The 12,478-nt window shown below is 58.2% G+C and carries 9 protein-coding genes; 3 read left to right on the forward strand and 6 right to left on the reverse strand.

The genetic code is table 11. The annotated features are described in order from the left end of the window. Positions 1-104: 104 nt before the first annotated feature. Positions 105-3,602 (forward strand): DEAD/DEAH box helicase family protein, encoded by a 3,498-nt coding sequence (locus tag CORAM0001_RS08900; RefSeq protein WP_040361779.1) that lies wholly within the window; start codon positions 105-107, stop codon positions 3,600-3,602. 66 nt (positions 3,603-3,668) lie between these two features. Here CORAM0001_RS08900 and CORAM0001_RS08905 read toward each other — a convergent pair whose 3' ends face one another. From CORAM0001_RS08905 to lepA, 6 genes are all read right to left on the reverse strand, one after another. After that, positions 3,669-4,637 carry an ADP-ribosylglycohydrolase family protein gene (locus CORAM0001_RS08905; RefSeq protein WP_005511535.1) on the reverse strand — a complete coding sequence of 323 codons (969 nt, stop codon included), beginning with the start codon at positions 4,635-4,637 and terminating at the stop codon, positions 3,669-3,671. 79 nt (positions 4,638-4,716) lie between these two features. Continuing rightward, positions 4,717-5,289, reverse strand: coding sequence for a histidine phosphatase family protein (locus tag CORAM0001_RS08910; protein WP_005511515.1), 573 nt, complete (start codon positions 5,287-5,289; stop codon positions 4,717-4,719). 49 nt (positions 5,290-5,338) lie between these two features. Further along, positions 5,339-6,274: a hypothetical protein gene (locus CORAM0001_RS08915; RefSeq protein WP_005511513.1), complete on the reverse strand. Its 936-nt coding sequence runs from the start codon at positions 6,272-6,274 to the stop codon at positions 5,339-5,341. A gap of 128 nt (positions 6,275-6,402) precedes the next feature. Beyond that, positions 6,403-7,986 (reverse strand): cation:proton antiporter family protein, encoded by a 1,584-nt coding sequence (locus tag CORAM0001_RS08920; RefSeq protein ID WP_005511540.1) that lies wholly within the window; start codon positions 7,984-7,986, stop codon positions 6,403-6,405. A gap of 91 nt (positions 7,987-8,077) precedes the next feature. Then, positions 8,078-9,094, reverse strand: a complete 1,017-nt coding sequence (locus CORAM0001_RS08925) for an ankyrin repeat domain-containing protein (RefSeq protein WP_005511505.1) — start codon at positions 9,092-9,094, stop codon at positions 8,078-8,080. A 13-nt stretch (positions 9,095-9,107) separates the two neighbouring features. After that, the gene (lepA, locus tag CORAM0001_RS08930; protein ID WP_005511529.1) at positions 9,108-10,955 is read right to left on the reverse strand and encodes a translation elongation factor 4; all 1,848 of its coding nucleotides are present in this window, start codon (positions 10,953-10,955) and stop codon (positions 9,108-9,110) included. Positions 10,956-11,117: 162 nt separating this feature from the next. Here lepA and CORAM0001_RS08935 point away from each other — a divergent pair, with 162 nt between their 5' ends. Both CORAM0001_RS08935 and rpsT read left to right on the forward strand, forming a co-directional pair. Next, positions 11,118-11,732, forward strand: a complete 615-nt coding sequence (locus CORAM0001_RS08935) for a type II toxin-antitoxin system PemK/MazF family toxin (RefSeq protein WP_005511544.1) — start codon at positions 11,118-11,120, stop codon at positions 11,730-11,732. A 288-nt stretch (positions 11,733-12,020) separates the two neighbouring features. After that, positions 12,021-12,287, forward strand: coding sequence for a 30S ribosomal protein S20 (gene rpsT, locus CORAM0001_RS08940; RefSeq protein WP_005511524.1), 267 nt, complete (start codon positions 12,021-12,023; stop codon positions 12,285-12,287). Positions 12,288-12,478 lie beyond the last annotated feature (191 nt).

The following is a 12,478-nucleotide window of genomic DNA, read 5'->3' on the forward strand; positions in this document are numbered from 1 at the left end:
CGCTGTTGAATACTGAACTGTGGCAGCACTCCTCTACTACAGCACTCACTAACAACAGCTCCCAGCCACATACCAACCCCAATCAGCACCCTTCGGAGGAACACATGGCAGCACCTCGAACCAACTTCGGATTCGTCGGGGCTGCCTTCCCCTCACTCCTGGCTGACTGTCGAAACGCTGAAGCTGCGGCCCTCTCTAATCCCAGGGGTTCTGCTTTCCAATCTCGCTTTGTCGCCGAGTGCCTGACTTTTCACATCTGCAGGTTCCTCGGGCTAGAAACTGAAGGGTATACATTCGCTGAGCTCACAGGCAGGCCACAATTCCGAAAGTTCGTACCGCAGGTCATTCAGGGAAAAATCACCGCTGTCCGCAAAATCGGTAATACCGCCGCTCACGGGAAGACATTCTTTAACCCGCAACTAGCAGAGCGCTCTATCGCGCAACTGTACGACCTTCTGGTGTGGGCCACCGCTAACACCTCAGATAAGGGAAAAACAGCGCTGCCGAGCGCACCGTTTAACCCGGAATTCCTCAAAGAGGCTCCGAAACAGCCGTCGGCAAGCAAAGCCCAATTGGACGAACTGCAGCGCCGACTCGACGCTAGCAAGCGCGACGCACTACTGCTGAGCAAAGAACGCGAAGAGTTGCACCGACAGCGGGAAGAACACCTGCGTCAACAAGAGCTGTTTCGGAAGAAGGCGGTCAAAGATGCTAAGGCGCAAGAGCAGCTCAAGCAAGAGCTGGAGGCGCTGCGCAAACAGCTGGATGAAAAGACTCGTGAGGAACTGGTCGCCGCGCAAGCCGATGCGGGGACGGTGGATACCAGCGACCTCTACGCCATCAGCGAGGAAGACACCCGCCGCGACATCATCGACCCGATGCTCGCGGAGGCAGGGTTTACCACTGCCGCTGGCAACCTCGTTGCCGAGTTCCTCCTGCCCTCCGGGGCGCGCGCCGATTATGTGCTGCTGGGAGCAGACGGCAAGCCGTTGGCTGTGGTTGAGGCGAAGAAGACCGCCTCATCAATCAGTGCCGGGCGTGAGCAGGCCCGCGAATACGCCGACGAGATTGAACAGCACTACGGTCGCCGCCCGGTGATCTACTACACCAACGGCTACGAAGTTCACCTGTGGGACGATGCCGCGGGACTCCCGGAGGTCGGTGGCTACCAGCCGCGCGCCGTGGAAGGGTATGCGACTGAGGACGAGCTGTACTTGATGATCTCCAAGCGCTCGCAGCGACAGGCGCTGTCGGAAATCCCAGTTGACAGTGACATCGCTGGCCGTCTCTACCAAGAGCAGATGATCCGCGCCGTCACCGAGCACTACGGGCAAGGGCACCGTCGTGCACTGCTAGTGATGGCAACGGGCACGGGTAAAACTCGTGTGTCCATTGCCCTGGTCAAGCTCCTGCAGCAGGCGGGTTGGGTGAAGAATGTTCTGTTCCTGGCCGACCGCACAGCACTGGTGCGGCAGGCAGCGAAGAACTTCCAGGCACACTACGAAGAAGCAGGCATCGTCAACCTGCTGGAAAACCCCAACGGCATTGGGTCGGTGTACGTGTCCACCTACCAGACCATGGTCGGGCTCATGGGCACACAGTTCGACCCGTACGCATTCGACCTCATCGTGGTTGATGAAGCACACCGAAGTGTTTACCGCCGCTACCGCCGAATCTTCGACTACTTTGACTCACTGCTTCTCGGCCTCACTGCCACCCCACGCGATGAAGTCGACCGCAATACCTATTCTCTGTTCCAACTACCCAAGGGAAAGCCGACCGGCGAATACGGCCTGGAAGAAGCCACCGCCGCCGGGTACCTCGTTCCCTACAAGGTGTTTTCCACCAGCTCTGTCATCCTGAGCGACGGCATCATCTACGACGAGCTCAGCGAAGAAGAGAAGATCGAGTGGGATAACAAGGACTGGGGCACCGATGAAGACGGCGCCAAGCTTGCCGCGCCCGAAGGTGCCACCGCATCGGAGATCAACTCCAAGCTGATCAACCAAGACACCATTGACCAGGTCATCACCCAAGTGCTGGCCAACGGCATCAAAGTCGCTGGTGCCGACCGCATTGGTAAGACCATCTTCTTCGCACGCAGCCAAGCGCATGCGGAAAAGATTGGTGAGCGTCTGCAGGTTGCTAATCCGACGCTGCGCACCGAGGTCATTACCCATGAATCCTCCCGCTCAAACCAGCTGATTGAATCCTTCGAATCCAGCAAACCCGGCAGCATCGACATTGCGGTGAGCGTGGACATGCTCGATACCGGTATTGATGTTCCGGCTGTCGTCAACCTGGTGTTCTTCAAGCCCGTCCATTCCAAGACCAAGTTCTGGCAGATGATTGGTCGCGGTACTCGTACCTGCAAGAACCTGTTCGGCGAAGGTATGGATAAGACGGAATTCTACGTCTTCGACTACTGCGACAACTTCCACCGTTTTAGCGCAGAGGCTTCGTCGGAAAGCACTGACGGTTCGGCGCAAAAGTCACTGCAGGAACGACTTTTCCTCGCCCGCCTTCGCCTGATTGACCTGTTGGGGCACTCGAATACCAATGCTGACCTGGCGGATTCGGTGAAGACACACCTGCGTAATCAGCTCTCGCAGGTTCCAGTGAACAGTCCGCTGGTCGGCCCGAAGACGCGACCGTATCTGGAAAAGTACCTGCGCCCGAACTCATGGAATCAGCTGAATGCGGCGGATATTGCGGAGCTCGAAGATTATCTGGCTGACCTGCCGTTTGCATCTGCAGCTGACGAGGAATTTGCGAAGCGCTTTGATTTGCTGATTTTGAAGATGCAGGAAGCTGCCGCCGAGGGGCTGGAATCGGTTGATGGGGCCGTACCGGAGGCAGCCCGCAATCGCGTAATGAGACTGGCTGAGAATCTGCTGACCAAACTCAATGTTCCAGAGATTGCAGCACAGGCGGAGTTGCTGGAAAATGCGGCCTCTGAGTCGTGGTGGGAAGGCGTTAGCCTGGACGAGCTAGAGCTGCTGCGCCGCGGCATGCGTTCCCTGGTGCGACATGTCGACCGCGGCAGGCGCAATGTTGTGATTACCGACATTGAAGACGAGTTTGGCGAATTACAGGAAGTGGAACTACCTGCCTCCGCAGCATCGTTTGCCGTCACCGAGAGCAGCATTGAGCAGAAGATTCGCGAACTTCTGGAAGAACATGGTGACTCCCTTGTGCTGCAGAAGCTGCACAAGGCGATTCCGCTGACACCAGTAGATGTGGAGTCATTGGAGCAGCTCGTCGCTGAAGCTGGAATTGGCGATGTCGAAGAACTACAACACCGACTTGGCATGTCGCTGAGCCGGTTCGTGCGCACGGTTATCGGTCTTGAGGAAGGCGCTGCCCGTGCGGCTTTCGCTGACCTAATCGACGGCGCGAATTTGAACTCGGTGCAGCTGGAGTTTATGAACCGAGTGATTACAGGCCTGGTTCAAAACGGCATTGTCACTGTGCCCGATCTGTTCAATGCTCCCTACAACGACTACGGCTCCCCGGTAGAAGTCTTTGACGGCAGCATGGCCGCAGTCATCGATCTGAAGAACCGGTTGGAGAAAATTGAACGCAGCGCGGACGCTTCTTAGTGTCGGCTGACGTTTTTGGATGGTTAGCGTCGGCGTGAGCCCGGCGCGGCGGCGGTTATTAGCTCGTTATTGGTTCCCCATGACCGCCAGTTTCTCCGCCAACTCCGCAACATCGTTTGGGTGATACTGCGCGGGCCGGTTTCGCTTCGGCGAGCAGGAATCAATGACATCCCGCCACCGCTGCGGAATGCCGGAGGCCCCAAAGACGCCACCGAGAAAAGCACCAACAATGGCCGCGTTAGTGTCGGTGTCGCCGCCACGGCCAATGACTCGGACCAGAGAGTCCTCAAAGGTCGTGGTTTTGTCTTCTACCCGGCGCAGTTCTTCATGCAGTGCCCACAGCGCAAAGCGCAGCCATCCCTGATGCACCGAGAAATCCGGCTCCCCGCTATCCACCACGGCACCGCTGGCCTGCCACTCGGTTTCCCACTGCGCGCGCTGGGAAGCCAGCCACTCCATCAGCGCACTCACGCCAATGCCGCGGCGCGGCTGGTGGAGGCCGCCGCTGATGACGTCGGCAAGCGCGGATGCGTAACGTGAATTGGCCTCTATGCACACTGGGTGCGGGTGCGTGATGGCGGCGTCCTTGCGGGCGAGTTCGCCAGCACGTGCGGGGTTGCGCCAGTACACGATAGCCAGCGGTGAGATACGCATGAGCGCGCCGTTAGCCTGGGAGTTCGGGTTCGGCGCGCGCCGGAGCAACGCTGCCGTGGTGGCCTCTCCGATGTCGAAAGCGTCGGAGTTTGCCCAGCGCACATAGGACTCGCGGACATCGGCGGCATCGTAGCCTTCGCAGCGCACCAGTGAGCGTGCCAGCGCCAGCGCCATTTCGGAGTCATCAGTGGGCTGGCCGGCGGCGATGTTGTGGGTGCCGCCATCGGCAAGTTCACAGACACCGTGTGGGTAGCGCTGTGCAATCTCCTCGGCACTACAAAACTCCACTAGCGCGCCGAGGTTATCGCCGATGACCTGGCCATAGAGCACGCCGCGGGCACGGTCGACTACGCGGGCGAAAGCATCGGAATTGTGATTCACAGGCACCTCTTACAGAGCTTGACGGCGTTGGCGGCTTGAATGGCATCGGCGAATTCACCGAGACACCTGTACAACGCCGCTACAATCCCCGCGAGAGGTTCCAGCGCAGAACCGCAGGTCGGTCATGGTAGCGACCGAGCACGGACAGGGATGCGGTATTCAATGGGAAGGACTGGCCAAGTGCAATGGGCAGTTCCAACCAGGCTGTGGTGAGCGCACGCAGCGAGTGACCGTGGGCGAACAGAATCGCCTTGTCTTCGCCCGATTCACGCACCCTTTTCACCACTCGCTCAACTCGCTCACGGACTTCCTCCGCGGTTTCGCCATTGGGCACACCGTGAGTCCAAATCTGCCAATCGGGAACGGTCTTTTGCACTTCCTTCGAGGTAATCCCCTCGTAGTCGCCATAGAACCATTCCGCGAGATCCTCTTCGACCTCGAAGTCGTGGAACCCCGCCAATCGAGCGGTCTCCTGGGCGCGCTGACGGGGTGATGCCAGCACTAGCCCAAAGTCCTTCGGATCCAGCCAGCCGTTGAGGGCCTTGGCTTCTTCCCGACCGTTGTCAGTCAGCGGAAGATCAGTTACCGATGTGTGCTGCCCAGTGCGCGACCACTCAGTTTCACCGTGCCGCACGAGATATAAATCAGTCATAGTTCCAGCTTAGGCTTATTTGAAAATGCTGTTAGCCGCGGTAACCCTGCTAGCCCATCACGGGGTCACGGACTTCCAAGCCATGCTCCGGGTCCTCACACACCGTTACCGCTCCCAACTCCTCAGACCTCGCCGCCGTCGGAGAGCTACAGGTCCAGTCCCCTACTTGAGCGGTCAGGGTGTTGCCACCGCCCTCAGTGTCCTTGATTGCGTCGTACCGATCCAACACATCCATGGCCTCAGCGCAGGTCATCTCGCCCTTGACCACTTCCGCCAGACGATGGCCCTCCATGGCACCGCACATCATCGGCCCCTGAACAAGTGCATCCGTGCCCTGACTGTAGCCCCTCGCCGGCTCACTCCCCTGGGCCATGAGTTCCTCGACGGAATCGAAAACCTTGCCGGAGGTGCGAATATTCTTGTCCTTGCCTTCGATGGCAAAGGCCGCGTTATCCGACTGGCACACCAGCTTGTTCGCATCCGTCTTCGCACACGCAGCGGTGCCGAAGCTCGTCCATTGGCCGTCGTCAAGCTCTTCCTGAGCCGGCGGTACCCCTTCGACGAGCGTGTACGCGGCACCTGAAGTATTCAGCATGATTGCGCCCGGCGACTGTGGTGGGAACGGCGGAACCTCCACGTCGGGAATCGACGAATCAGCCTTACCGATGCACGTCACCGCGCCGTCTGAGTAGAAACACTCGCTCTTTTTCCCGTCTAGCGTGACGTAGAACGCCTTGATTCCGTTCTGGCTAAACCGCTGAACGTCAATTTTCTGGTAGGCGCTTTCATCAAATCCGATGCTGTCGACGCTTGTCCCCTTCGTCGGCGACGGCATCTTCGGATTATCGCCCTCGCTTGCCGACGTCGATTGCGACTGTACCTCACTCTGATCATTGTTGCTTTGTGATGCGGCGGCATCTTCGGAATCTGAAGATGAGCAGCCGACGAGAGTTCCGAGCATGACAACAGCAAGGCCCGCGGTCATCCGAAACATCGCACTGCGACTGGATCGAATAGGACTCGCGGGCATCTGGTTTTGGGTGACTGACATGAAATCAGCTTATCGCCGAACGAATCGGCTGGCTTGTTGTTTGCCGTATTTAACGGATGCGACTAAGACCGCTGCTTAAGCGTCTCCACTGCACGGTCGGCGAGCTCCTCGCCAGCACCGTCGTAGAGGTAGACGGCCATGTCGGCACCAACGTTGAGAAGCTGATCCTTAAACCTCTGCACCTTAGTGGTGGTAGCAACCACGGCTTCGGTGTCCTGCTTACGGATGTTCTGAATCATCGCGTAGGTCTCAGCGTGCTCAGACAGCGCCAACACGTACAGCGCTGGTTTCTTCTCCAACTCGATGTGGTGCCAGAGCTCTGGGTCTGTCACATCGCCTGGGATGACCTGGTAGCCCTGCTCGCGCAGCTCTTCGATGCGATCCTCGTCGAAATCAACACCGAAGACGTTCATGCCGTACTCGTTGACCAACCTGCCGTAGACACCAACGCCGACTCGCCCCATACCCATGATGAGAGCATCGGCGTTATCAATAATGACCTTTGCCTCTTCTGGCACCAGGCGGTCCTCTGGGGTTTCTGGGACGAACTTCTGCAGGAAGCTGACAATCTTGTCTTCGTGCGGGGCCATCAGCGAGCTGGCAATGAAGCTACCCGCCACGGCGACTGCCATAATCGAGGTCCATTCTTCCGGCAGAATGTCCTGTTGCGTCGCCGCCGCCATCACAATTAGGCCGAACTCCGAGTAGTTACTCAACGTCAGCCCCGCCAGCGCACTCGTGCGCAGCGACAGTCCCATGCGCTTGAGAATCCAGATGAAGATAGTGGCCTTGAACACCAGGAACAGCACCATAATCGCAGCGATGACGTAGCCGCCCGCGCTTGGCAGACCACCGAGACCAATCTCGATAAAGAACGCGACCAGCAGTAGCTCACGAATACTAATCAGTGCTTCCGACAGACGGTCAGAAATTGGGTGCGAAGACAGCAGAATACCGGCGACCAGGGACCCCAGCGAGCCAGAGAGCCCTGCCAGTTCGAAAGCCGAGTAAGAAGCCACTGCAATACCAATACCGGTGAGAACCAGCAGCTCAGTGCGGAACATGCGGTTGGGAAGCCGCGCCGCCAGCGGGCGAATGAAGAACAATAGTGGCAGCGCCAGCGCCCACAGCTCCGGGGTCTTACCCGACGATGCCACCAGCACGCCGACCGCAATGATGTCCTGCAGAATGAGTACACCAATCGCGATACGTCCGATGGCCGAAGCACCGCGGTTCTGCTCCTCCAAGTGGCTCATCACAAACACCGTCGACGAAAATGAAGTCGCGATGCCGATGTAAATTAGCGCGGTCACCGACAGTCCCGTGAGCTCACGCAGCGGCAAGAAACTGGCGACACCGAACAGCACGGCAAAAACTACCGTGTTTAAAAACGCGTGGCCAAGCCCCGAAAAGACCACTCGTGGCGCCACGATATCCTTCGGATTTAGCTTCAGACCGATTGTGAACAGCAAGGTGGTAACACCAAGCTCGGCCAGCGAATCAATGAACGGGATTTCCTCAAGCCCCATTGCATGAACGGCAAAACCGGCCCCAAGGAAACCAATCAGCGGCGGCAGCCGAAGCAACGACGCACCGAGTCCGCCGATAATCGAAAACAGTATTGCTGTTAGGTATACGGATTCCACCCATCAAAGATATCAGCTGACACTACCGATTGATGCAGTGGCTAACCATTAACAGATTTTTAACACCAAACCGGGGTTAGCTTCTTGGGAGTTAGCGCCGGTACGGGACCTCGCCCAACGCAATCGGCTGCGGGTGCTCTGTAACCCACTCGATTGTCGCCTCCGTCAGCGCATCAATGTCCGCCTCACCAGCTTTGCGCTGCTTTACGACGGCCATGGCATCCTCGGCGGCCCCAACCGTCTCCAGCCAGAAGTCGATCATCTTGGCATAGTCTTCGTCCCAGTTGACGTAGCCCATCTCCAGCGCTTCGTACCCGAGCCGGCCCACGATGCGGATAACTTCGCCCTGCACAGTCGCGGCTGGGCCACCACCCGGCACCAGGTAGTTCCAGAGGTATCGGAACTGGCCGTTGATCGACTTGTCTGCGGGGACAATAATGTCGCTGTGGCCGTCGTGAGGCGTGATTTCCTGCGGGCGGTCAGCACAGATGCGCTCATATAGTCGATCCATGACTGGCTGGTACTTGTCGCGCTGCTTGTCTGACAGGCGGTTGTAGCGGCGACCGAACTTAGTGAACTCTTCGCGAGCTTCGTCGTCGATTTCCGAACCCGCGTCCAGGAGCACCTCGATACTCGCTAGGACTCGACTGAGGGAATCGATATCGGCGGTAGCGACGGCCTCTTTGAACGCTGTCCGGCCGTGACCGAGGCGGTTCTCGCGGTGAAGGTCAGCGCCATTTTCCAACAGCAACGCAATGGCCTTGGGCTGATGGCTCTTCGCTGCCTGGAATAGAGGCCAGTGTTTGCCAGCTTCGATGTCAGCACCGCATTCGAGCAGGACTTTCATCTTGTCGGTATCGCCCCGGCTTGCGTGCTCTGCCAGGGCGGTTTTACCGAAGCGGTTCTCGGTGTTGACGTCGATTCCCTGGTCGATTAGCCAGCGCATGAGCTCCGGCGGGGTGCCACGGAGCGCTAGTGCAGTGTCCTTGCTGTATCCGAAAACTGCGTTGAGTGCGCAAGCGTCATAGACGGCCTTCAGCGCATCCATGTCACCGGCCTCGAGCAGCTCTTCGAAGTTCTCGACCAGTTTCTTCCGCTTCCGTGGCATACAGTTTCCCCTTTTACTTACCGCCCTCGTCAGTGGACAGCGCAGCCACGAATGCTTCCTGCGGCACCGAGACCGAACCGATGTTCTTCATACGCTTCTTACCGGCCTTCTGCTTCTCCAGCAACTTGCGCTTACGAGAGATGTCACCGCCGTAACACTTGGCAAGGACGTCCTTGCGCAGTGCACGGATGTTCTCGCGGGCGATAATCTTCGAACCGATTGCCGCCTGAACCGGGACCTCGAACTGCTGGCGAGGGATTAGCTCACGCAGCTTCTTGGTCATCTTGTTGCCATACCACTGCGCGTTGTCGCGGTGGACGATAGCGGAGAAAGCATCAACCGCTTCGCCCTGCAGGAGGATATCCACCTTGACCAGGTCTGCCAGCTGCTCACCGGCATCTTCGTAGTTCAGCGAAGCATAACCCCTGGTGCGGGACTTCAGCATGTCGAAGAAGTCGAAGATAATCTCGCCGAGCGGCATCTTGTAGCGCAGCTCCACGCGGTCCTCGGACAGGTAGTCCATGCCACCCATCTCGCCGCGCTTCTGCTGGCACAGCTCCATGGTGGGGCCAACGAACTCGCTCGGCACGACGATGGTGCACTTGACCATCGGCTCGTAAATCTCGCGGAGCTTGCCCTCCGGCCAGTCACTCGGGTTGTGAACCGTGACCTCAGAGCCGTCCTCGGTGACGACGCGGTAGACAACGTTTGGAGCTGTCGAAATCAAGTCCAGGTCGAACTCGCGCTCCAGTCGCGCACGGGTAATCTCCATGTGCAGCAGGCCAAGGAAGCCACCGCGGAAACCGAACCCGAGAGCCACCGAAGTCTCCGGCTCGAATGTCAACGAAGCGTCGTTAAGCTGGAGCTTTTCCAACGCATCGCGCAGGTCAGGATAGTCGGCCTGAGAGATCGGGAACAGACCCGAGTAGACCATCGGCTTCGGCTCTTCGTAGCCTTCCAACGGCTCCTCGGCCGGCGTGGCGTTCAGCGTGACGGTGTCACCGACCTTGGACTGGCGGACGTCCTTCACACCAGTAATCAGATAACCGACCTCGCCGACGCCAAGCCCCTTACACTTCTTCGGTTGAGGCGAGACAACACCGATTTCCAACAACTCATGCTTGGTGCCAGTGGACATCATCTGAATGACTTCACGTGGCTTCAGCTGACCGTCAACAACACGGATGTACGTAACCACACCGCGGTAGGTGTCATAGACCGAGTCAAAGATCAGCGCACGCGCAGGCGCTTCCGGGTCGCCGACCGGCGCAGGCACAAGCTCACAGACTCGGTCGAGCATTTGTTCAACACCCTCACCAGTCTTGCCCGAGACACGCATAACGTCTTCCGGCTCACAGCCGATGATGTGCGCAATCTCCTCCGCGTACTTATCCGGGTCCGCGGCCGGCAGGTCAATCTTGTTCAGAACCGGAATGATCTCCAGGTCGTTTTCCATGGCCAGGTACAGGTTGGCCAGCGTCTGCGCTTCAATGCCTTGAGCAGCGTCGACAAGCAGAATTGCGCCTTCACACGCCTCTAGCGCGCGCGAGACCTCGTAGGTGAAGTCAACGTGACCAGGCGTGTCAATCAGGTGCAGGACAATCTCTTCGCCCGCATGCTTACCTGTGCGCGGAACCCACGGCAGGCGCACGTTCTGAGCCTTAATGGTGATGCCTCGTTCGCGCTCAATATCCATGTTGTCGAGGTACTGATCGCGCATGTCGCGCGCCTCGACAACACCCGAGAGCTGCAGAATTCTGTCCGCCAGGGTGGACTTACCGTGGTCAATGTGCGCAATAATGCAGAAATTTCGAATCCGTGAGGGGTCCGTAAAAGTCTGCTCCGCAAAATTCTTGGTCACGTTGGGTCTACTCCGAAAAATAAAGACGTTATGGGCATTGGGGCGCGGCGTTGGCCGACCCATATGCGCCGGCCTCGAAAACCGACCAGCCGGGCTTAAATACAATCACGCACAATCTTACCTATCGATTCCCTCCGCACTAAACCTCTAGACTTAGATTCCATGAGCTCCACTTCGTCCACCGATCAAAATGAACGCGAAAGCTGGCCGCGACGCCTGCGTAATCGCATCAGCGCGCGTCTTTTCGCCGGTACCGAGTGGTTCCGCGGCCCCGACACACTCGATGAGGCGCTGTTTAAGCTCAACACGCAGCTCGGTCTCGCCCAGGACACCGCGCTTTCCGACGAGTCCAAGGACGCCCTACTTCGACTGCGAGATTCGGTGACCATCGCGCGTCCGACCGCGGAGCTGGCCCGCACAATCGTCTACAGCCCCGACATGGATGGCCAGGCCGACCCCGGCGAAGTGGTCTGGATTCCGCTGCAACTCGAAGGTGAAAATGCCGCTTTGCGCGAGCGCGCTGTGGTCGTGGTTGGCCGCCACGACCAGTATCTTCTGGGCATGCTGATCTCCACTCGAAGTGAACACAGTGAGCAACCGGAGTGGCTGTTTATCGGCAGCGGGTTCTGGAATGAAGACCCCAAGCCATCGTGGGTTCGCATGGATCGCATTTTGCTCATCCCGGAATCTGGCATTCGCCGCGCGGGCGCAATGATGCCCCGCAGGCGCTTTGAGCTCATCGCCGCCCGGTTGCGCGGGGACTACGGCTGGAATTAGCCGCGGCTGGAGTTACTCAGTAGCTGGCTTTAGGCAGCGGCTGGTATTAGGCAGCGCTGTTTGCTAGAATTCTGCAAGTTGTTTACCGTTGCGTTCCTTTGCGGCGAGCGCGGGCAGGACCTTGGGTTCGCGTTTTCATCGCCGTATAAGCGCAGTGCGTGGTTTTATCCCGCTGGTTAATTAGTTTGACCAGCAGGGATTCGAGCCGAAATTTGCACTGTGATCAGGACTTTTCTTGGTGTCGGGCGGTAACAATTCCAACTACTACGGATACAAGAGGTATTCACGATGGCAAACATCAAGTCCCAGATCAAGCGTATCAAGACCAACGAGAAGGCTCGCCTGCGTAACCAGGCTATCCGCTCTGCAGTCCGCACCGAGATCCGCAAGTTCCAGGCTGCTGTTGAGGCTGGCGACAAGGCTGCTGCTGAGGCTCAGCTGCGCGTTGCTTCCCGCAAGCTGGACAAGGCTGTCACCAAGGGCGTCTTCCACCGCAACACCGCGGCTAACAAGAAGTCCGGTATGGCTAAGGCTTTCAACAAGCTGGAGGGCTAATTCCCTTTTGGCGCTGTGCGCTGTGCTTTTGCAGCGGCTGTTTCAGCGCTGCGCTTGCGTCGTGCCAGCACTGCTTTTACGCCGCGCTCGCACCGTGAAAGTTAACCGCTTCCTGCTATTTTCCGATTTCATTTCGGATGTGGCGGGAGGCGGTTCTTATTTTTTAACCCCAACGAGAGTTAGTGACTGCG

Source organism: Corynebacterium amycolatum SK46, assembly GCF_000173655.1.
GTDB classification, from domain to species: domain Bacteria; phylum Actinomycetota; class Actinomycetes; order Mycobacteriales; family Mycobacteriaceae; genus Corynebacterium; species Corynebacterium amycolatum_A.